The 19,158-nt window shown below is 49.5% G+C and carries 24 protein-coding genes; 6 read left to right on the plus strand and 18 right to left on the minus strand.

What is annotated here, in order from left to right; genetic code table 11:
- Window positions 1-882: 882 nt before the first annotated feature.
- Complete coding sequence (locus tag DTHIO_RS19435) at window positions 883-2,595, minus strand: CAP domain-containing protein (RefSeq protein WP_008868703.1); 1,713 nt, start codon at window positions 2,593-2,595, stop codon at window positions 883-885.
- A gap of 56 nt (window positions 2,596-2,651) precedes the next feature.
- Between DTHIO_RS19435 and tnpA the strand changes: the two genes are divergently transcribed.
- Genes tnpA through tnpC form a run of 3 tightly spaced genes read left to right on the plus strand, consistent with a single transcriptional unit; the run spans window position 2,652 to window position 4,956 of the window.
- A complete protein-coding gene (gene tnpA / locus DTHIO_RS02115; protein WP_008868404.1) occupies window positions 2,652-2,993 on the plus strand; it encodes an IS66 family insertion sequence element accessory protein TnpA in 342 nt (113 codons plus the stop codon).
- The gene (gene tnpB, locus DTHIO_RS02120; protein ID WP_008868369.1) at window positions 2,990-3,340 is read left to right on the plus strand and encodes an IS66 family insertion sequence element accessory protein TnpB; all 351 of its coding nucleotides are present in this window, start codon (window positions 2,990-2,992) and stop codon (window positions 3,338-3,340) included. Before tnpA ends, tnpB (DTHIO_RS02120) begins: the two co-directional genes overlap by 4 nt.
- A 59-nt stretch (window positions 3,341-3,399) precedes the next feature.
- The gene (gene tnpC, locus DTHIO_RS02125; RefSeq protein ID WP_008868370.1) at window positions 3,400-4,956 is read left to right on the plus strand and encodes an IS66 family transposase; all 1,557 of its coding nucleotides are present in this window, start codon (window positions 3,400-3,402) and stop codon (window positions 4,954-4,956) included.
- Here tnpC and DTHIO_RS02130 read toward each other — a convergent pair.
- The 17 genes from DTHIO_RS02130 to DTHIO_RS21320 form a co-directional block, all read right to left on the minus strand.
- Complete coding sequence (locus tag DTHIO_RS02130; protein WP_008868704.1) at window positions 4,904-5,713, minus strand: hypothetical protein; 810 nt, start codon at window positions 5,711-5,713, stop codon at window positions 4,904-4,906. The two genes, tnpC and DTHIO_RS02130, sit on opposite strands and share 53 nt — an antisense overlap.
- Before the next feature lie 517 nt (window positions 5,714-6,230).
- Window positions 6,231-7,250 carry an Rpn family recombination-promoting nuclease/putative transposase gene (locus tag DTHIO_RS02140; RefSeq protein ID WP_040417407.1) on the minus strand — a complete coding sequence of 340 codons (1,020 nt, stop codon included), beginning with the start codon at window positions 7,248-7,250 and terminating at the stop codon, window positions 6,231-6,233.
- Between the two features lie 93 nt (window positions 7,251-7,343).
- Window positions 7,344-7,589 (minus strand): hypothetical protein, encoded by a 246-nt coding sequence (locus DTHIO_RS21565; RefSeq protein ID WP_161598620.1) that lies wholly within the window; start codon window positions 7,587-7,589, stop codon window positions 7,344-7,346.
- Between the two features lie 378 nt (window positions 7,590-7,967).
- Entirely contained in the window at window positions 7,968-8,180 is a 213-nt protein-coding gene (locus DTHIO_RS21315) for a hypothetical protein (protein WP_153305058.1), read from the minus strand.
- Between the two features lie 134 nt (window positions 8,181-8,314).
- Window positions 8,315-9,004, minus strand: a complete 690-nt coding sequence (locus DTHIO_RS02150) for a SapC family protein (RefSeq protein WP_008868708.1) — start codon at window positions 9,002-9,004, stop codon at window positions 8,315-8,317.
- 20 nt (window positions 9,005-9,024) lie between these two features.
- The gene (locus DTHIO_RS02155; RefSeq protein WP_008868709.1) at window positions 9,025-9,261 is read right to left on the minus strand and encodes a type II toxin-antitoxin system HicA family toxin; all 237 of its coding nucleotides are present in this window, start codon (window positions 9,259-9,261) and stop codon (window positions 9,025-9,027) included.
- Window positions 9,254-9,547, minus strand: a complete 294-nt coding sequence (locus DTHIO_RS21790) for a type II toxin-antitoxin system HicB family antitoxin (protein ID WP_008868710.1) — start codon at window positions 9,545-9,547, stop codon at window positions 9,254-9,256. The genes DTHIO_RS02155 and DTHIO_RS21790 overlap by 8 nt, the downstream gene beginning before the upstream one ends.
- Before the next feature lie 170 nt (window positions 9,548-9,717).
- Entirely contained in the window at window positions 9,718-9,951 is a 234-nt protein-coding gene (locus DTHIO_RS02165) for a type II toxin-antitoxin system HicB family antitoxin (RefSeq protein ID WP_008868711.1), read from the minus strand.
- Window positions 9,948-10,235 carry a helix-turn-helix domain-containing protein gene (locus DTHIO_RS02170; protein ID WP_008868712.1) on the minus strand — a complete coding sequence of 96 codons (288 nt, stop codon included), beginning with the start codon at window positions 10,233-10,235 and terminating at the stop codon, window positions 9,948-9,950. Before DTHIO_RS02170 ends, DTHIO_RS02165 begins: the two co-directional genes overlap by 4 nt.
- A 291-nt stretch (window positions 10,236-10,526) precedes the next feature.
- On the minus strand, window positions 10,527-11,543 hold the full coding sequence (locus DTHIO_RS02175) for a site-specific integrase (RefSeq protein ID WP_008868713.1): 1,017 nt from the start codon (window positions 11,541-11,543) through the stop codon (window positions 10,527-10,529).
- Window positions 11,540-12,166, minus strand: a complete 627-nt coding sequence (locus DTHIO_RS02180; protein WP_040417410.1) for a tyrosine-type recombinase/integrase — start codon at window positions 12,164-12,166, stop codon at window positions 11,540-11,542. Before DTHIO_RS02180 ends, DTHIO_RS02175 begins: the two co-directional genes overlap by 4 nt.
- Window positions 12,167-12,379: 213 nt before the next feature.
- A complete protein-coding gene (locus DTHIO_RS22210; RefSeq protein ID WP_244156290.1) occupies window positions 12,380-12,769 on the minus strand; it encodes an IS66 family transposase in 390 nt (129 codons plus the stop codon).
- Window positions 12,770-12,870: 101 nt separating this feature from the next.
- Window positions 12,871-13,977 (minus strand): IS66 family transposase, encoded by a 1,107-nt coding sequence (locus DTHIO_RS02185; protein WP_244156291.1) that lies wholly within the window; start codon window positions 13,975-13,977, stop codon window positions 12,871-12,873.
- Window positions 13,974-14,852, minus strand: coding sequence for a Druantia anti-phage system protein DruA (locus tag DTHIO_RS02190; RefSeq protein ID WP_008868714.1), 879 nt, complete (start codon window positions 14,850-14,852; stop codon window positions 13,974-13,976). Before DTHIO_RS02190 ends, DTHIO_RS02185 begins: the two co-directional genes overlap by 4 nt.
- A gap of 45 nt (window positions 14,853-14,897) precedes the next feature.
- Window positions 14,898-15,260 carry an IS66 family insertion sequence element accessory protein TnpB gene (gene tnpB, locus DTHIO_RS02195; protein WP_008868715.1) on the minus strand — a complete coding sequence of 121 codons (363 nt, stop codon included), beginning with the start codon at window positions 15,258-15,260 and terminating at the stop codon, window positions 14,898-14,900.
- Window positions 15,257-15,658 (minus strand): hypothetical protein, encoded by a 402-nt coding sequence (locus tag DTHIO_RS02200; RefSeq protein ID WP_008868716.1) that lies wholly within the window; start codon window positions 15,656-15,658, stop codon window positions 15,257-15,259. The genes tnpB (DTHIO_RS02195) and DTHIO_RS02200 overlap by 4 nt, the downstream gene beginning before the upstream one ends.
- A gap of 23 nt (window positions 15,659-15,681) precedes the next feature.
- The gene (locus tag DTHIO_RS21320; RefSeq protein WP_008868717.1) at window positions 15,682-15,840 is read right to left on the minus strand and encodes a hypothetical protein; all 159 of its coding nucleotides are present in this window, start codon (window positions 15,838-15,840) and stop codon (window positions 15,682-15,684) included.
- 392 nt (window positions 15,841-16,232) lie between these two features.
- Between DTHIO_RS21320 and DTHIO_RS02205 the strand changes: the two genes are divergently transcribed.
- From DTHIO_RS02205 to DTHIO_RS02215, 3 genes are all read left to right on the plus strand, one after another.
- The gene (locus DTHIO_RS02205) at window positions 16,233-16,547 is read left to right on the plus strand and encodes a cupin domain-containing protein (protein ID WP_008868718.1); all 315 of its coding nucleotides are present in this window, start codon (window positions 16,233-16,235) and stop codon (window positions 16,545-16,547) included.
- Between the two features lie 348 nt (window positions 16,548-16,895).
- On the plus strand, window positions 16,896-17,375 hold the full coding sequence (locus DTHIO_RS02210; RefSeq protein ID WP_008868719.1) for a NapC/NirT family cytochrome c: 480 nt from the start codon (window positions 16,896-16,898) through the stop codon (window positions 17,373-17,375).
- Window positions 17,368-18,936 carry an ammonia-forming cytochrome c nitrite reductase subunit c552 gene (locus tag DTHIO_RS02215; protein ID WP_008868720.1) on the plus strand — a complete coding sequence of 523 codons (1,569 nt, stop codon included), beginning with the start codon at window positions 17,368-17,370 and terminating at the stop codon, window positions 18,934-18,936. The genes DTHIO_RS02210 and DTHIO_RS02215 overlap by 8 nt, the downstream gene beginning before the upstream one ends.
- Window positions 18,937-19,158 lie beyond the last annotated feature (222 nt).

The following is a 19,158-nucleotide window of genomic DNA, read 5'->3' on the forward strand; positions in this document are numbered from 1 at the left end:
CAAGTCTGTGTATGTCACAGGCTGATTGACAGATCCAGGGCCTGGTGCAGGGACCAGCTCTGCTCTATATGGCGGATTAGAAACATGAAAATCATATAGTTCCCCTTTTGCTTAAAGCCTCCCGTACTTTAACTGCACGTAAAGTGCAATATTTTTTTACGATAAATCGGCTGACTGGAAATTCCCAGTTGTCTGGCTGCCTCTGCAAGGAAGGGATCTCATATAACCACCCCCGGGCCTTAAGAAGTATGGGAGTATGGGCGTCAAGATATCTTCACGCCCACGCAAAATGACCGCAGGAGCGGTCGAAAAAAGTTCCCACGCAGAGCGTGGGAACGTAACCATTCAGGGGAAGCCTCAATCGGCCTGGGGACAGTCCCCGCGACACTTTTCTGCACCAAATTCAAAAATTGCAAACGCAAAGTTTTGTGAACCTGCACATTTAGTACTTAGCGAGGGACAGTCCCCAGGCTTAGTGCCAGTAATCGACACCGAGGACCCCCTGAATGGTTACGTGGGAACGATAATATACCCCCATACACCCAAACTTTCTTCCTGAAGGAAGGGATTTCATACAACCTCCCCCGGCCCCTCCTTGGCTAAGGAGGGGAGTTTACTAAGACCAGAGGTCAGAGTTCAAAGGTCCCCTGTGAAACACCCCAGAGGCTTGCCCGGTTAACCTTCTTCCAGTTAACTGGGGGACCCCGGTTTCACCCCAGTGTACTGGAAGAGAGTACACAGGGCAAGCAGAGGTCAGTAAAAACAAAAAGTGCGTGGCATGGCGCGTGATTGATCCCTTGGTTAAGGAGGGGAGTTTACCGCGGAAAAAGAGGCCCCTACGGGACAACATCAGAAAGTGGTGTATTGGAGTATTGTGTCAGCTTAGACAAACTCACTCACTCCAAAGGTGTCATCTTCCTTTTCTACTCCCATAAACTGTATTTCCTGGATGGAGGGTTCAGAAGATTCAGTCCGGTTTTGTAAATCATCAGGCTCCAGTACCAGATCCACCAGGACATTTTCATCGGGCATGGTAAAATCCATTTCCACTTTTTCTTCAAATTTATCATGGTTAAAGGTAAGCAGATAATCTCCAGGTTCAAGCTGCATGGCATAACCACCGGAATCCCAGGTAGTAGTACCCTGTCCTCCAACCTGAATCTGGACATCTCCCAGACCTTCTCCCGGCTTGTATGCCCCTGAATCATCAAGATCCTGAAACACAGTACCGGTTAGAAAAGGCGTATCACTGGTATGAGCAAATTTGACAGTTGACATGTATACAGTATTGTTAGCATAGTCTCCAAGCAGAGAGCCCACGCCGACTTCCATAAATGACTCGCTCATGGTGTTTTCACGATGACCAGATGAAAGAAACAGGTTTTCATGCTTTTGAGCGATGAGTTCATCCATACCCTCTGTGTAGCCCGTTAAAGCCAGATTTTCACCCCAGCCCCAGGGCGGATCGGTATTGTAGTCCGTATCCTTTATGCGATCCTCCACGGAGCTGCCTCCTTCACCGGTGTGATCAAAAGTATCGTTATCCAGCATCCACTGTGAATGTTCTCTGGCTGCCTGCGTCAAATCCGGGTTGAAGGCCAGGGGCTGCTTCATGTCTGGAGATATTTCATCTTCAGGAGAAATGTCCTGATTGAGATCTATACCAAACAGATCGGCCTCGGCTTCCGGATCCAGTCTGGCCCGGTTTATAAGAGTTATCATGTACTGTTCGTAGTCTGTCGGAAAATGACTTTCGACTTCTTGCGTTGAAACCGACAGGGGTTGCGTTTCTGCAGTCTTCTCTGTCGGAGTATGTTCCACTTTTATGGTCTGATCGTCATTACCAAGAGTAAGCTCTGTTCCCTGCGCCAAATCAACCACCAGGCCGTAGTCTGCAAAATCTGAGAAGGAAACTACCTGATCCTCTGCCACCTGGTAGCTCTTGGTTACCTCCAGATCACTCAGATCCAGTTCCTGGCCTTCTATGTACTCCAGGTCCGGCTGGGTGGTTATTTCTATTCCAACGACAAAGTCCTCAATGGAAACATTTAGCGTGCTCTGCGATGAAACAATATCCGCATTGTCCGCATCAGCTGTCACGTCTATGGTGTATTCTCCGGCATCCTCTATCACCAGGTCTTCAAATGTAACCGTGGTCTCTGTTCCTTGGAGAGAGTCTACATCTATGGTCTCTTCTATCTCAGTACCAGCTATCGTCAGGTCCACAGTCAGGTTTTCAGTCTCAACATCTGCCAGTTCCTCTATATTCACATCTACTGAGAATTCCTGGCCTGGCTCCGGCTCTTCCGGGGTAATGTTCATAAAATTAATCTTTAACTCGGCAGCAGACTCACCTTGCACTGTCCACTCCTGGCTGAGACCTTCCTGCAATGCACCATCAAAAAAAGGAGTAACCCCCAACTCTTTACCGCCACGTTCCGCCGTAAAATACTCATCCCCCAGCCTGTCTCCACGGACCCAGCCGTTGCCCACAGCGGTGTCAACGGGCTCTTCGTCCACCTTGACCTGGAACCAGATAGTATCCGCAGTGACTCCGGTTGGAAGGTTGTAGCGTAAGCGTCCATTTAACCCCATCTTTTTTTCTCCGCCTGATGTGCTAATGGTCTCCCAAATACCAAGGAGGGGCCGTTATGCAAACCAAGTCACAGAAGTACACGCCTGAGGAGCGGGCCGGATTCTGGTCCGCGCATATCAACAAGTGGAGGCAGGGCAGCCTGACCAAGGCCGAATACTGCCGCAGGGCAGAACTGTCCAAGCATGCCTTCTATTACTGGTGCAAAAAGCTTGGGCACACCAATTCCAGGAAAACCCAGGAGGAAAATGCCATCGTGCCGGTGCCCCTGAAGGTTGTCCAGGAGAAAACCCATACGCCTCTGCGCCTGATGGTCAATAGTTACCAAGTGGATATCCCGGGTGATTTCCAGCAGGAAGTACTGGCCAAGCTTGTCCGTACTCTGGAGGAGATCACGTGATCGCGGTAAGTCAGGCCAAGGTGTATCTGGTCACCGGACATACCGACATGCGCAAGGCCATAGACGGGTTGTCCATCATGGTCCAGGCTCAGCTGGAGCATGACCCCTTTTCCGGTCATCTGTTTGTCTTCTGCAACAGGCAGCGAACCATCATCAAGATCCTGTACTGGGACACAAACGGTTTTTGCCTGTGGCAAAAGCGCCTGGAGAAGCAAAGCTTCAAGTGGCCTGCATCAAAGCAGGAAGTTATGGAGCTTGATGCGAGGCAGCTTGTTTGGCTTTTAGACGGTCTGGACCCTGTGCAGGTCAGGGGGCACAAAGAGTTAAAATTTTCCACATTATTTTAGATTTTTTTGCAAAAAAAGCTTGCAATTCCAAATGGTTGTGTGTATATGAATACTCAGTTATGGACATCAACAACTTGCCAGATGATAAGGATGCGCTCAAAGATATCGTTGCTGACTACCACCAGCAACTTATCTACCTGCAGGAGAAACTGAACTTCCTGCAAAAAGCCATCTATGGGTCCAAATCCGATAAAAAACCCAAATGCGGCTCCAAAGAGACCTGGCCCATGATGCCTGGCCTTGTTGAGATGGAAACCGAGGTGGAAACGCCCCAGGAAAAAACCATCACCATACCTGAACATTCCCGTAAGAAACGTGGCCGCAAGCCCATCCCCAAGGATCTTCCCAGAAAGGATATAATCCATGACCTCTCTGGGGAGGAAAAGATATGCCCCTGCGGAGTCGAGCTAAGCCCGATAGGTCAGGAAGTAAGCGAAAAACTGGATTATATCCCTGCCAGGCTGATTGTTAATCGCTACATCCGTCTCAAATACGCCTGCAAAAACTGCGAGGGAGCCGAAGATGATCAGGGTGCAGTCAAAATAGCTCCCATGCCGGAACAGCTGATCCCCCAGGGCATAGTGACTCCAGGTCTTATGGCTCATATCATCACAGCCAAGTTTGTGGACGGCCTACCCTTTTATCGCCAGTGCAAGCAGCTTTTAAGGCTGGGCATTGATATCTCCCGTTCCACCATGGTCTCCTGGGCCATGCATGCGGCCAGGGTCTGCGAGCCTTTCCTGGATCTGTTCAAAAAGGAGATCATGCTCGGATTCCAGGTGGGCATAGACGAGACCCCGGTACAGGTACTTGATGAACCGGGCCGGTCCAACACTTCCAAGTCATATATGTGGGTTTTCCTTGGCGGCCATCCTGAAAATCCCACTGTCCTTTATGATTATCATCCCACGCGAAGCGGTCTGGCCCTGGATTTCCTCCAGGACTATCAAGGTTATATTCAAAGTGACGGCTATGCAGTCTACAACGACCTGGGCGACAAGCCGGGCATATTCCATGTAGGATGCCTGGCCCATGTCCGGCGCAAGTTTATGGATGTGGTCAAACTCTCCAAGAAACAAAAGCACAAGGGCGGAACCGCCCAGGAAATCCTGAACCTTATCGCCAAGCTATATATCCTGGAACAGTCCTTTGAAACCAGAAAGCTAAAGCCCGACCGGATACAGGAAGAACGTCAGGAAAAAAGTATACCCATACTAAACCAGATAAAAACTCTGCTGGACGAAAGAAGTAAAACCACCCCGGACAAAAGCAAACTGGGCACGGCCATAAATTATGCCCTGAACCAGTGGGACAGAGTGGTGCGCTATACACTGGATGGCCGGCTGCGGCCTGACAATAATCTGGTGGAAAACGCCATCAGACCCTTCGCCCTGGGACGCAAGAACTGGCTTTTTGCCGGACATCCCAATGGAGCCAAGGCAGGCGCTATGTACTTCTCCCTGGTGGAGACAGCCAAAAAGAACGGCCTGGAGCCTTACGCATACTTACGCCACCTGTTTGAAAACTTGCCCCTGGCCAAGACCGAGCAGGATCTGAAGGCCCTTATGCCTCAGTACATAGATCCGGAAGTCCTGCCTTCCCCCACTGCCTGCTGATCCCAACCATCATACCCCTGGCCTGCTGCATATCCAGTGGGCCAGGGAATACTACCAACGATACCCGCCCATGGATAGGTGTACCCGTTTGGACGCTTACGTTGTAGCTGAACATTTCGCTCAAAGGGGTATCTTCTTCCACGTAAGCTTTGTCTATGCTTAATTCATAATGCTCGGCCCTATCCACCATTTGAGTCTGAGCTTTATCTGTATGCAGCTCGCCTGCGTAGAACGGAGTAACCTCCAATTCTTTACCGGCATGTTTTGCTGGAAAATACTCACCCCCCAGCCTGTCTCCACGGACCCAGCCATTGCCCACAGTGGTGTCAATGGGCTCTCCCTCAACCTTGACCTGAAACCAGACCTCACTGCTGCTGACAGGGGTATCGAAGCTGAACATATCACTGAGCAAAGTGTCTTCAGAAACCACATCCTTTTCAATTGCCAGCTCAAAAGTAATTTCCTCGGGAAAACTCATTTCCGTTGAGTGCTCCCAGGAGTTCAGCTCATCAGTATAGGTCTGCACATACAAGGTGTTATGCCCTGCCTGGTCTACTCCAACGGTAAGATCATCAAGACCGTCTTTTGATACCCAGCCGTCGCCTACCATAGCTCCCCGGACTACCTCACCTTCATTATCCAGTTTACCGGTCCACAATCTGTACCAGGAAGTCTGTTCCTCATCCGTGTTGGCGAATAGATCTGTAAATGGTGTACCAAGGGTTATTTCTAAGTCTTGGTTAAACTGAATAGACATAAGTCACTCCTTCAAAAATTTGTTGAAGCGGAAACCGGTAATTCCAAGCCAAGCGCTTCTCCCCTTTAAAAGGGGCAACCGTCAACTCTTCATAACCTTTAGGAAGCAAGTAATAACAACCTAATGCGGGCTTTGCCCGCAACCCAAGAAACAAAGAAACCTTAACCGCCCGTTCGAAGACTCACTAAAGACGCAAAGGTCGCAAAGGAAGGCAGGAAGATTTTTTTCATTTGCCGGGTGTACCCCGGTTAAACAGGCTTCGCTTTTAACGGGGCAGGCGGCAAATGAAAAGGCAGCCTTGTCCAAAACCGTGTCCCGGTTTTGGACAATACACCTGCTTCGCGTCTTGAACTTTGCGTACTTAGCGTCTTTGCGGTTCAAAGGCCTGCCACGCTTCTTAGCGTGGTTCTTGTTTTTATGACAGGGTTTCTCCAGTAAGTCACTAAACATTTCAGCTATGGTTCCCATATATTCCTCATTCATCTCGTTCACAGATCTGGATAAGCTAAGTATTGTATTAATTTTCTGTAACCTTTTCTAGGAGGTCGGTGAATGCCTCTATAGAGGAGCACTTGAAAGACATTTCAAATAGATCGTTCAGGGTATCTACATCTTGAATAGACCTTATCTGTTCCTTGATATTCGGCTTTACTAAATCAAACCTCATTTTAAGGGATTTGACTAGCATTTCTTGAGAGTTCTCCACTTTGACTTGCTTCTCCCATATAGGTTTTTCTTGCAAAAACCTCTGTTCAGTCTCCTCACGCCCTTCTCTTCTAAACATTTCAGCTATGGTTCCCATATATTCCTCCCCTTCGTCTATCTCGGTTTCGGCAATCTTTTTTATATCAATATATTCCTTTTCGTCCCTGGTTACCTCCAGGTAGTGCAAAATCATTTGCACAAAATCAAGTAAGCGCGCCTTGGGATCAACCTTCTTTATCAATTGAAAGGCTTTTTGGACCCCTTGCATGAATTCTGGAGACCCGGAATACCGCCAGAGGGTAAAAAGAGCTTTTAAAGTTTCATCAAAATCGTAATCTTCCGGGTCATCATTTACAGCATCATACAACAAAAAGTTAAAGTCAGGAATGAAAATTGTGAAATCATCAGAGGGCAGATCCACCAGGTCTGACACCTTGGTGGGCTTCCAACCCTCCTCTGGATGAGCTATCAATATCGGGATAATGACCGGCAGTCTGGTTTCACCGGTATTTTTCTGGTATTGCTCCCAGAACTCAAGAATATACCTCAGGAACTGCAGCGGGGTATTCTTCTTGAAGGTGCTCTTGTGCTCCAGGAGAAAAAATACCTTGGCTACATATAAGCCGCACTTGGTCGGCACGCTGACAACTAGGTCGGAATAGTAACCCTGCAGGCTCTTGGGCAGGTATGAGTCCTTCTCGTAATAAATCTTATTAAAATTAAGCTGCTTCACGATTTCTTCAGGAAGCATGGATTTTAATAAGCTGATGGCATTCAGCCGATCCGACAAAAAATACTTGATGGTGCTGTCGTGAATATTTGTCGTGCTCATACTGGTAGAATATTCCTTATGAATCTGGTTGGCAAGCACTTTCACAAAGATCTCAACTTATGCAAAAGTTGATATTTTGAAAAATACAAATGTTCATTTATTCATCTGAAGCTGATTATCCCGTTGCTGACTGGCAGAAATCCGGACATCAAGATCGTAACCATTCAGGGGGTGCCAGCAATCGCCACCGGGAATAGACTTGAGGCGTACTCCCCAGCCGTGAGCGGCAGAGCCGCCCGCCTGTCCCGTGAAACACCCAGCACTCACTTTAATAATTTCGGTTTCATCACAAGCAAACAAATGGAAAAGTGAGTGCTGGGTCAGCGTAGCTGGTTTCACTGGGATGTGCAACGAAGTTGCCAGCCTGCCCCGTTGAATAGCTCATGAGCTAGCCCGCAGGGCATTCAACTGGGGTGCCAAAAAATCTTCTTAGGCACGGGAAGCCTTCAGGCTTCACACAGGTGCTCCGCACACACGGTTTTGAAGAATAAAAGATCCCCAGAAGCATGCCCCGCCCATATCTTTAAACACAGTCTTGAGGTATTCGTTATAGTTTCTTCAGGCTTTGTGTGCGCAGGCAGCAAATAGTTTTAAGGATATGTGCGGGGGCATTACCCGCCTGTGGCAGACAGGCAAATTGCATATCCCCGCCTGAAGAGTTACAACAACTCTACTCCGGGATGTTCGTAAAAGAATTCAGCGGATTCGAAAGACAGGCTATCCGCAGATTGCAGATTCTGGATAATGCGACACCCAGTAGGACTCCTGCTGCAAATAGTTCTCCAGAGGCGTGTCTTCTGGAACACAACCCTTCACAGCAGCATAGATATCCTGCTTTATCTGAACAGGTTTTCTACTGAGCACAAGCAGTCCGAAATCTATATTCCCCAGCAGCCAGAGATGATTTAACTCCTTTAAATACCAGGTCATATGAAATAGCGTATCCTCCGGCATCGGCTTGTGAGGATATTCCTGTTGCAGGTTGTGGGGTACAAGTATCTGGTTGGTTAAAATGGCGGGCCTCCTTGACATAATGAAAAGCCAGTAGAGATATCCCCTACTGGCTAAATCTTAATCTTCTCCCAATCAATCTCATCAAAGTCCACATCCTGCTCACTCATCCTCTCTAACTTCTTCAGGTGCTGCTGCGATATCATCTGGCAGTGGGCCAGGAACAGAGCCCAGGATTTATGCAGGTCAGGGAGGCTTTCTTCAGGAAGTTGGCCCAGCTTCTTTTTGTCAATTCCATATAGCCCTGGCATTTTGGGATCAGCCTTTATAAGATCACAATCATCCAGAACCTTGCAGGCTTTTACTGCGGCCATGCGGCTCTGCTCCGCCTGCTGCAGGAATTTGCCGATAGCCTGCACTTTCTGAGTAGGCTTGCCCTCGTCGTCAATGAATTTACTCCCCTTATCCCCCACAAGGCCGCTTTCCTCGTCCACGCACAAAATATACCGGCCCTCTTTATCCTGAACCATGCGGAAAGGGTAACACTTGAGCAGCATTGGCACATACTGCCCCTGCCACTTGCCGTCTGAATCCACAAAGAGGTTCTTGTTCTTCTTCTGGCCCAGAAGGGCTGCCAGGTGATACTCGCCCTTCTGCCGGAAAAGCACTATGGGCATTTCCATTACAGCCCTGGAAAGATCCAGCAGAGCAAGGGGAACCAGGGCGCTTTGCCTGGCGAAGGAGTAAGAGCTTGGCTTCTGCCAGCGCTTGTCGGCATGGGTTTTGGGGGTGATGGGTTTCATATATGGAATTACCTGATTGATTAAGTAAGTACGTCTTCAATTTCTGAATCAGTCAATTTCAGCTGGCGAAATATCCTTTTGCAGTAAACTGGATTCAGGCTTTTCTTTCCCATCTGAACAGGTGCCGAGTATCTTCGACCATCAACAATGCGGGCGTATATGGCATGATCAGTTTTACCCTGCCTGACAAAAAAAGCCCCTGACTTAACCAGGAGCTTTACCAGTTCAGTGCTGGACATGGAAGGAATCTTAGGCACAGCTGCCTGCCTCGTGAACTTCCAGCAGAATATACTTTCCTGAAGGCTGAGTACTGGACTCAAGCTCGGTGTCATTTAAGAACTCAATGAATTCCTGGATCGGCATAGGTTCGACAACTGTCTCCGGGCTGCTTGAGAGTTCCTCAAGATAGGACTCTATAGCTGCCCTTAGATTTCTTTCAACCTCAGCCAAATCCGCTCCCTGAGCAACAAGGTTTAGCTCCAGACAGACTGCGATATATTCAGAGGAACTTTTTCTCACTATGGCTGTATATTTTTCATGCATGATGTGCTCCGTAGGTTGGTCCCAGCATTTCAACATCACTTTACCTTATAGTCAAGATCAGTTCAGGGAGATTTGCCGGTCAAGGGAACCAGGGCGCTTTGCCTGGCAAAGGAGTAAGAGCCTGGCTTCTGCCAACGCTTGTCGGCATGGGTTTTGGGGGGTGATTGGAATCAATTGAGGCATGCCTGCTTAAAAACCCACTCAGGTTCAGGGACTTCCACTTTTTCCATCTCAAAACCTGGCTCGAAAGGGACTTCTGTTTCCAGCATGTCTTTTGCCCCTTCTCTCAAGGACTCAAGCAATTCTTCCCTGGTTCTCTCTTGAGCGTTTACGCCAGGCAGATCAACCAGCCAACCTATCCACCAGTCATCGGTCCTCTTTATTACTGCTCTGTAATGCATCATGCGGCTTCCAGGTCGTGAACCTTTATTTCTACACGAAGACCCGCAGTTACAGCCATGTTTACAAGGGAGTCCAAGCTGAAAAGGTTTATTTTTCCCCGTTTAAGATCGGATATGCGTGGCTGGGTGACCCCAAACAAGCTTGCCGCCTGGGACTGGCTGATTTCATTACGCTGAATATGTTCGCTGATAGCCATCATCAGAACAGAACGAAGCTTCATATTTTCAGCTTGTTCGGGTGTGTCTTCAATGGCATCCCAAACGCTTTCAAAATGATTGTTGCTCATTGTTTCCTCTCCTGCAACAATTCACGGTAGCGGTTTATAGCCAACTCAAGGTCCTTCCTGGATATTTTCTGAGCTTTCTTATGAAAACGCAAGAAGAGACTGTCCCTTATGTTGCGAGTTCTCGTAACAGGCTGATATGCATGTAAATAAACCGGATTTGGCGGGGTCTTCATATCTTCATGGATACCAGGGGGATATGAAGACATGCAGCATAATTATTTTGGGCTGGCAACATAATTTTTGGCCTTGGAATATAGTACCACTTGTTTGGACTCAGCCTGCATATGGGCCTTACAGGCTGTCCAGCCAGTCCAGAGTCTCCTGCTCTTTTTCCCAGTCCAGAAGTTCATCCAGTTTGGGGTCCTGGGTCTGGTTCTGGGTGTATTCAATGAACTTCTGCTGCAGCTCTCGTTTGCGATTCAGACTCAGCTTGAGATAGACCATGGTGGATTGCAGGTTTTCATGTCCCAGGTGGTTTTTGATGTCTGTCAGGCTGAAGCCGGTCCCGAGCATGTTGATGGCACATGAATGCCTGAAGCAATGCACCGGATTCAATCCCTGGAATCGGTTTTCTTCAAACACCAGGCTCAGATATTTCCTGCATAACCGGTAGATGCCGTTTCTGGTAAAGCCTTGCCTGCGCTGATTTAAAAACAGGGTGTTCTGATGCAAGGGTTTGGGCCTGGGGCGGTATTTCTGGATATACATGGACATGAGCTGGACTGTCTTGGGCCAGAGCTCGATTTGGCGGTAGCGGTTGCCCTTGCCCAGGATGGCCAGGGTTTTCTTGTGCGGGTCAAAGTAGTCCAGACGTAGCGAGGCTGATTCCTCGGCCCTGGCCCCGGAGTTGTAGAGCAGGTGGATGATGGTATAATCCCGGAACGCTCCGCTTTTCTTGAGATTTATACTATCCAGGACCAGCAAAACCTCTTCATGGGTGAGAAAGGCAGCCAGTTTTTTGGGGAAGCGCTTCTGAGGGATGGAGATAATCCGGTCTGCCAGCAGTTTATGTTCGGGATAGAGAAAACGGATCATTCTGGCCAGGGACTTGAATACCGCCAGTCTGTGGCCTCTGGTGCGAGCACTGTTATTTCTGCCGCTCTCCAGATGGTCTAAAAAATCCAGGATGAGCTGGGTGCTTAAATGCCCAATCTCCAAGGAGTTGATATCCCGGCCAAGGGTTTTGGAGGCAAAGGGCAAAAACAGGCTGAAGGTATGGCGGTAGGCCAGGATGGTGTTGGAGCTGACGCCCTTGGTTCTTGGCAGATACTGATCAAAGAAGGTATGCAGACAGGAGCCCAGATTCATATGTCCTCCAGTCGCGAGATGGCAAAGTCCACAAATCCCTGGCGCTTCTCGGCGTCCATGACCTTGAGATACAGGGCGGTGTAGCGGTACTTGCTGTGGCCCATATACGCGGATAGTACTGGCAGAACAGCCTGGGGGTCCCGGCCCCGGTCCCGGGCCGCCTTGAGGGTGTTGACTGCAAAGGAATGCCTCAGGCTGTGCGGAGTGGGATGGCCAAAGACCATGTTGGCTATAATTCTTCTTGGGGCATGGATTCCCGTTTCCCGCACAGCCCTGTGAAAGACGGGATACACCTGATTGGTTCTCAGGGCGCTTTTAAATCCTGGCAGGAGATAAGGGCTTGTGCAGCACAGGGCGTCTCGAAGACTCAGGAAGTTATCCAGTTCTTTTTGGGCCTCCCAAGGAATGGGAATCAAGCGGTCCTTATGGAACTTGGTCTTTTGGATATAGATAGTGCCTTGCACAGGATCAAAATGTTCAAGCCCCAGGTTGAGTGGTTCGGACATGCGCAGCCCGCACCTGGCCTGCAACATTAGAGCTATGTATATGCCCATATCCACCAGGAAGCACTTTTCCCTGCTGCGCCGGATCTGACTTTGCACCCCCTGCAGGAGCTGCTCCACCTGCTCCGGGGAGAAAATGAAAGGGAGTGTACTTTCGGCAGACGTGCGTAAGCAGAAAAAATTTCACGGCAGCTGGCGTAGGCTTTGCTTGGAGGGCCAGTTCAGGGGCTGGTCAATTTTCGGTTATCACAGCACAAGTTGAGACACCTCCTCCATGACTCAAGGTCCAGGAGGAGGGTCTGTTGATATTGCGCTGGCTTGGCGTGGAGGAGATTATTCGTTGGGGAGGTTTTCTCGATAGTTCCAGGGCATCCATTTTTGTGGAGCCGCGAGGGCCTCTTCTATGTTTTTCTGAAGCTGGGTCAGGTAGTCAAAGGAGTTCACTTTGTTAAGCTGACAGGTATGAATGAAGCTCATGAACAGATCGCCGATCCTGGCCCCGCGCAGGGTGCGGTAAAATAAAGAATTCTTCCGGTGCTGGATGGCTTTTTTCAGGGCACGTTCGCAGATATTGTTGTCCAGGGGAGCACCTGGTTCTCTCAAAAAAAGAGTCAGAGGATCCCAGTGTTTTTGCATGTAAGCCAGGGCTTTGCCCAATCCTGAATTGGGCTCTACTTTTTTCTCCTCCAGCTGGGCCCAGGCCCAGGACTTGAGTTCGCTCATAACCGGTGCGCTTTCCTGTTGATGCCATACAAGCCGTTTTTTGAGCAGACATCTCCTGCTTTTTGGCCATGTCATCATTTTTATAGACAATAGCCAGCTGTTCAATGAACATACCGGCACTCATCAGGGAAAATTGTCCAGGATATCGACAAAGTTGCGTCTGCCCATGGGTCAGGCAATTGGCTAAAATGATCTGTAAGCCCTTGGGAATGTTTCGGGGCCAGGGCATCACACATGTGTATTGGCGGGGGCAGGTTGTGGTCTCTTTTTTTGAGAATCTCCTCCAGATTCTCCCCCGCATGCTGTCTGCCGGTGGCAAAGAGAGCAATATGGCGTCCCTGAAGTACAGAGACAATCCCGGTGGTGAACATGCCTTTTCTTTTCGGCCCGGCTTCCTTGTTCTCCTTGATAAGCTGCTGGATTTTCATGTTGGTGTCGTCGTTATGCACGACCTCACCTTGAGCCGCTTGGCGGATGAGTTCATCATACACAGGAAGAAGCTGTGTTCCAGTTTGTTCGACCAGATCCCATTGTGTTGCGGCCGGCAGGGGTATGCCCAGAGATTCCTGGAGCTTTTCCAAGCGATGAAAAGGAAACCCGCTCCCGTACTTCAAGATGGCGATCATGCTCCGGGCAGGTTCGTCGTATTTTTTTTCTCCAATGTCTTCTGGAGGATCTGCGGTGAACACCTCGAGACAGCAGTTACAGCGAAGGCTCTTAAGCTCATGGATCTTGGCTGTAAGTGGAGCTGTGGCTGTAATCCGAATGCGGAACTTCGGTTTTATGGGATAGACTTTTCCTTGACCGCACAAGGGGCAGATATCGCCCGGCTTCAGGGTTTGGTGAGGGTATATGCATTTTGCAGCCCCGGTATAGTCGTCTTTTCCGTTTCGGCCGTGTCCCTTGGGTGGTTTTTCATCAGGAGGCTTTTGTACAGGATCTTGACTACTCTTCTGGTCCTTGTTTTGCTGGTCATCCTCCTGGAACAGTTTCTTTTTTGTCTCTGAAGAAGCGCCAAAGATCGTGCGCAGGAGACGCTTGATGGAGGCAGCTTTATCGTCCACAGCCTGATGCAAAAGCTGGATGGCTTGGACCAAGGCTTTGATGATATCCAGATCTGTCTCTTCCAGCTCGTTTTTTGATGCGCGCTGTAAAAGGGCGTCGATCTGCTCTTGGTCCAGATCGATGGATTGGACTTTCTTTTTCACCGGTTGAGCCCCCGCAATCGCTTCCGAAAGTCTCGGGTCAGGGGATAGCCCAGGACAGCCTTGAGTGAACGGTTTGCTTTGCCTGTGTGGTCGTTTTTGCCCCGGCCTGTAGTCTGCCCGAGATAGAGCCAGTTGGCTGCAAAATAACAGGTTCCTTTGAAGCGCTCTTGATCAACAAAGGTTTCCAGGTAATATATCGGATGCTTGTAGATGCTCTCCCAGTCCCTTTGCACAATCTTGGTCATTTGGGCCAGGATATGGGAGGCCAAGCAGGAGACCTGGATCCAGGGCAGGATGAGGAACCTGCTGTTGTAGGCAATAAGAAAGAGATTCTTTTCCCTGTCTTTTTGGGTCCAGCCGATGAAATTGTCCCGGACGCCGATATGCCTTGGAGCTGAAGACCAGGAAAGACAGGCTATGGGCTGCTTGTTTGCAAAGACCAGGTACTTGAGGTGCTCGCCCACAGGCTGGGTGTAGCCCAGATAATGATGCTCCTTGAGGAGGCTGGAAAACAGGCCCTCAAAAGGTGTCTTGCGCACCTGTCGAAACTCAAGAGGGGTGATGTCCTTGAGTGAAGATGTAAGTGGGGTTTGATCCACCTGAACCGAGACTGGTTCTTTGCGATTGTACCCAGTGGCAGTTACTTTTTGTGCCGGCGGAAGAATTATGTGCCCCTGTCTGTGCAGGGCCAGCATGAGCCCCCTGCAGACCATGTCCTTGAGTTGGCCGTTTTGCTGGACCCAGTTCCATGCTGTGCAGAGCTTTTTGGACAAGGCCCACCGGCTGTCTCCAGGATGCTCGAAAATGAGCTGTCTGATGAACCGGACATCTTCTTCTGTGATGTCCCTGCCCCTGTATCTCAGTATCGTTTGCATGGGAGGGAATATAGAGGAAAACGGATAGGAACGCAAGCCCCTAAGTTAAAATTCCGTGAGAATTTTTCTCCATTGTGGTGCAACCTGCGCATTTTGAGGATTGCCGTTCCAGATCAAAAGCTGCAGCTCATGGACTGCCAGAGGACAAATGCCACTCTGGCTTTTATCAGGCCACCACTGAAACCTGCCTTGGGATAATCGCTTCTGGCACATCCAGAAGCCTTGGCCATCGTAGGTGATTATCTTGATGGCTGTTTTCTTTTTGTTGCAAAATACAAAGACGCAGCCTGAAAAGGGATCTGATTTGATCCTCTGCCGGCAGATTTTTGTCAGCCCGTCGATCCCTTTTCTGAAATCAACAGGCTCCACAGCTACAAGGATGCGCATCTGGGGAGTGAGCTGAATCATGCCCCTTTGCTCCAGAAAGCCGAGAGGATCTCAAGGGGATTAGGCAGGTCTGGACCTTTAAGCTGCATTTTGAGCTTTGATCCATCTCGAGCTTCGGTCTCCAGGTGATATTCGGTGCAAGGCAAAGATGACGTGAGTTCAAATTCAACAAAGGAAGGACCTGGCTGTAGGGACTCTTGAGCCTGCTCGGCCTGGACCCGCTTTTTGAGGTGGCTGTGATTGAGGTGCAAGACCTTTGCTATTTTGCAGATGGAATAATCCTGGGCAAGGCTGACTGCACTGGCCCATAGGTGGTTGGGAATCGGAGATCGTGTGTGTCTGGTTTCCCGCCAGTGCTCGAACTGTCTCTTGACTTCTTCAAGGCCTGGCCGGGTGGCTGGGGCTGATTGCTGTAGCATCGGTTGTCCTCCTTATGGTTTGGTCACCGATAGTACCCCAGGCCCTCAAATTTTTCACGCAGGCTTGCCGGAAAGACACGGTTGGCCTTGAAATGTCTGGTACCGGCAATGCCTGAAAGGGCCTTTGTATGCTCCGGCTCTAAGGAAGCAAAGACCGGAAATATGTGCAGGTCTTGGGACATTTACTGGATCTCCTGAACGATTAGATGCAAGATGTATCGAGCTGTTTTGAGGCAATCAGCACCTTAACCCTGAAACCCTGTCATAAAAAATAAGAGAAATTTGTGCTATGGCGCTGGAAATTTCCGACCTCGATGATAAGCGTAAGCATAGACAGTCAAGTGGCCAGGGGTAACTTTTTCGCTTGGGTTGCGGGCATAACCCGCATAGGTTCTTGTCTGTTGTCTTGACTTAAGTCAAGGCATAACAAATATAAAACCTTATCTTGGCTTTCAAGTCAACAGCTTTAAAAAGAAGCGTATGCCAGGCTGGCTGTGCATAATCTGGAGAAAATCACAGAAAAAAGTTGATCCAGAGAATGAGGTATCGTAACATTTAAAAAAAGGAGGTATTTATGAAAGTCGTGAATATATTTGAGGAAGGAACGTTCAGTGACAAGGCCATGAAGAAAAATCTGGTTCACGACAGCCCGTATTTCAGGATTATCAACTTCAATTTCAGGGCCGGGCAGGAACTGCCCATACATTCCCATGAACTTGAAGGCGAACTAAGCATCCAGGTGCTGGAGGGTGAAGGCGAGTACCTGGCAAAGGACAGAACCCTTCCGGCCAGAGCCGGAGATATTCTGGTCTGCGCCATCGAGGAGTCCCACGGTATTCGGGCTGTGACGGATATGCGGGTTCTGGTGACCATTGCCCCGCCAATATAATTGTGGCTTTTTTGGTCAGCGTTGCCGGCAAGCAAAAGCTATCAGGTAACCATTCAGGGGGCACTCAGGTGTAGTTCCTGGCACAAGGTCTTGGGACTGTCCCGCACTTATTTTTTTGATGAACAATTTACAGATGTGAGCGTTAGAAAAATAGGTGCGGGACTGTCCCCGGGCCGATTGAGGCATCCCCTGAATGGTTACGTTACAAGCATCTTCTGTACTTTAAGCCTTGCAGTTATCAAAGGCATAAATATACCAGACAACTTTAAGCAGGGAGGGAGCTTATGCAAGTAATGTTAAAAGACAGAAGTTGCAGGTCAGTAGCATTTTAAAACCAAGGAGGGGGTTATGACAAAGGGAAAAAACCGGCAGAATGGAGCCGGCAGGGCCGCCATACTTATTGCTTTGCTGGCAGGTGTGGCTCTAACCCTGGTTGCCGGGTTTACCTACAGCCACACGGACCAGCCGGAGTTCTGCGGCAGCTGCCATGTAATGTATGAGGCGACCAGAACTCACCAGCAGTCTGTGCATGCGGATCTGAGCTGTAATGAATGCCATGCTCCGCACAGCGCCGTTCCAAAGATGCTGTTCAAGTCCTGGGCCGGTACAAAAGACATGTACAAAAACACTTTTGGAAAGGTTGGCGACGTGATTCAGTCTTCTGACAGGAGCTCAAGGGTTATTAATGACAATTGCACCAACTGTCATGCCATGACCGGTCTTAATGTAGACGCGGACATGGCCAAGGATCAGTGCATAGATTGTCATCGTCAGGTGCCGCATATGCGGTCAACTCCCGTAGCCGAAAGGAGGGTAGCAGATGAGTAAGAAATATCTAAGCTGGGTGCTGGCATTAATGCTTACGTTAGTATTTGCTGGATGCAGCGAGATTCCAGAGGCAGAGACTCCGGACTATGAAACTGATCTCACTGAAGAGGAAGCTGAGCGCAACAGTGCATTTAAAGAATATTTCCCCAAGCAGTACCAGACCTATCAGAGGCTAAAGGCTGAAGATTTTGATTATGGTGAGGGGCAGATGACTGAATATGGCGGATCTGTTGCCCATGAAAAACATCTGTGCGGCGATCTTCCCCAAGCCTACAAGTACTGTCAGCCCTATCTCAAAAACCTTTGGCTGGGATATCCCTTCAGCTACGAGTATAACCGGGCCAGGGGCCATGCCAATGCTGTGCACGACCTTCTGGATATAGACCGCATCAACCGCTACAGTGAAGAAGCAGGCCTGCCTGCTACATGCTACAACTGCAAAAGTAACAAGATGCCCGGGTACATCGAGGAATACGGAGATGACTTCTGGGCCATGGAGTTCCACGATTTCCGGGAAGAACACGATCTGGAGGACCATGCCATCGGCTGCAATACCTGTCATGATCCTGAGGACATGAGTCTGCGCATCACCAGTGTCCCCCTGACCGAGGCCCTGGAAAGACAGGGTGAGGACTGGAGGGATGCTTCCCGCAACGAAATGCGCTCCTTAGTCTGTGCCCAGTGTCATGTAGAATACTACTTTGAGCATGAAGAGATCGGCGTGGCCCAAAAGCCTGTTTTTCCATGGGATAAGGGCAAGAATCCCGATGATATGTATGAATACAAAAAGAGCTTCGGGGTAACTGACCGGGAAGGATTTGAAGGCTGGTTTATTGACTGGACCCACCCGGTTTCGGATACGCCCATGATCAAGGTACAGCACCCGGAATATGAAATGTGGCACGACAGCACCCACGGTGCAGCCGGAGTGGCCTGTGCAGACTGCCATATGCCCTACACCCGCATGGACGGCAAGAAAAAGATCTCCAGTCATTTTCAGACCTCGCCCCTACGTTCAATGGAGGCCATCGAGAATACCTGTGGACAGTGCCATACCGACAAGTCTGCGGAATACCTTAAAGACCGGGTTATTTATTCCCAGGAAAGGACCTGGGAGCAGCTCATGGAGGCCCAGCGGGAATCCGTGCGGGCACATGAAGCTGTCAGGCTGGCTTCAGAATACGAGGGAGATGTCAGGAATGATTTTGATGATCTCATGATCCAGGCCCGGGAAAGGGTGCGCAAAGGCCAGTGGTTCTGGGACTACGTATCTGCGGAAAACAGCGCCGGATTTCACAATCCGGCCAAGGCCATTGATACACTGTCCAAGTCCCAGAAGTACAGCCGACAGGCGGTGCAGTATGCTATGCAGGCCACAAATTACGGCATTGCTCCTGACCTGGAAGGGGACATTAAAGACATCGTTCCTCCCATCGAGGAACACAGCCGTGAACTGCACATGGATCCCGAGCATCTGGAAACCCACGAATGGCTGCAGTACCTGGAGCCTCATCCGGAAGGCGACCTCATCTGGGATCTCAATGAAAAAGTGGCCAACTGATAATTGACACTCCTCCTCATACCAGTCCCGGTCCAGTATTCTGGGCCGGGACATTCCCAACCATCACTCCCGGCCTTTAAAAATATTGCGATCTTCGCCCCTTTGCATGAGAAAAAATGGGTTGCGGGCATAGCCTGCTTTAGAAAAGGGCATTGAAATCCGGTTTTAAAGAGCATACAGTAACCAGAAAAGAACAGGGAGGCAGTATGCAGGTCAAGCAGC

The sequence above is a fragment of the Desulfonatronospira thiodismutans ASO3-1 genome (genome assembly GCF_000174435.1).
GTDB lineage: Bacteria > Desulfobacterota > Desulfovibrionia > Desulfovibrionales > Desulfonatronovibrionaceae > Desulfonatronospira > Desulfonatronospira thiodismutans.

Bases quoted from the DNA above. Each gene is read 5' to 3' on its own strand.
- DTHIO_RS19435 (WP_008868703.1), bottom strand. From the start codon at position 2,595: ATGGGGTTAAATGGACGCTTACGCTACAACCTTCCAACCGGAGTCACT.
- tnpA (WP_008868404.1), top strand. From the start codon at position 2,652: ATGCAAACCAAGTCACAGAAGTACACGCCTGAGGAGCGGGCCGGATTC.
- tnpC (WP_008868370.1), top strand. From the start codon at position 3,400: ATGGACATCAACAACTTGCCAGATGATAAGGATGCGCTCAAAGATATC.
- DTHIO_RS02130 (WP_008868704.1), bottom strand. From the start codon at position 5,713: ATGTCTATTCAGTTTAACCAAGACTTAGAAATAACCCTTGGTACACCA.
- DTHIO_RS02140 (WP_040417407.1), bottom strand. From the start codon at position 7,250: ATGAGCACGACAAATATTCACGACAGCACCATCAAGTATTTTTTGTCG.
- DTHIO_RS21315 (WP_153305058.1), bottom strand. From the start codon at position 8,180: ATGACCTGGTATTTAAAGGAGTTAAATCATCTCTGGCTGCTGGGGAAT.
- DTHIO_RS02150 (WP_008868708.1), bottom strand. From the start codon at position 9,004: ATGAAACCCATCACCCCCAAAACCCATGCCGACAAGCGCTGGCAGAAG.
- DTHIO_RS21790 (WP_008868710.1), bottom strand. From the start codon at position 9,547: ATGCATGAAAAATATACAGCCATAGTGAGAAAAAGTTCCTCTGAATAT.
- DTHIO_RS02165 (WP_008868711.1), bottom strand. From the start codon at position 9,951: ATGATGCATTACAGAGCAGTAATAAAGAGGACCGATGACTGGTGGATA.
- DTHIO_RS02170 (WP_008868712.1), bottom strand. From the start codon at position 10,235: ATGAGCAACAATCATTTTGAAAGCGTTTGGGATGCCATTGAAGACACA.
- DTHIO_RS02175 (WP_008868713.1), bottom strand. From the start codon at position 11,543: ATGAATCTGGGCTCCTGTCTGCATACCTTCTTTGATCAGTATCTGCCA.
- DTHIO_RS22210 (WP_244156290.1), bottom strand. From the start codon at position 12,769: ATGAGCGAACTCAAGTCCTGGGCCTGGGCCCAGCTGGAGGAGAAAAAA.
- DTHIO_RS02190 (WP_008868714.1), bottom strand. From the start codon at position 14,852: ATGCAAACGATACTGAGATACAGGGGCAGGGACATCACAGAAGAAGAT.
- tnpB (WP_008868715.1), bottom strand. From the start codon at position 15,260: ATGATTCAGCTCACTCCCCAGATGCGCATCCTTGTAGCTGTGGAGCCT.
- DTHIO_RS02200 (WP_008868716.1), bottom strand. From the start codon at position 15,658: ATGCTACAGCAATCAGCCCCAGCCACCCGGCCAGGCCTTGAAGAAGTC.
- DTHIO_RS21320 (WP_008868717.1), bottom strand. From the start codon at position 15,840: ATGTCCCAAGACCTGCACATATTTCCGGTCTTTGCTTCCTTAGAGCCG.
- DTHIO_RS02205 (WP_008868718.1), top strand. From the start codon at position 16,233: ATGAAAGTCGTGAATATATTTGAGGAAGGAACGTTCAGTGACAAGGCC.
- DTHIO_RS02210 (WP_008868719.1), top strand. From the start codon at position 16,896: ATGACAAAGGGAAAAAACCGGCAGAATGGAGCCGGCAGGGCCGCCATA.
- DTHIO_RS02215 (WP_008868720.1), top strand. From the start codon at position 17,368: ATGAGTAAGAAATATCTAAGCTGGGTGCTGGCATTAATGCTTACGTTA.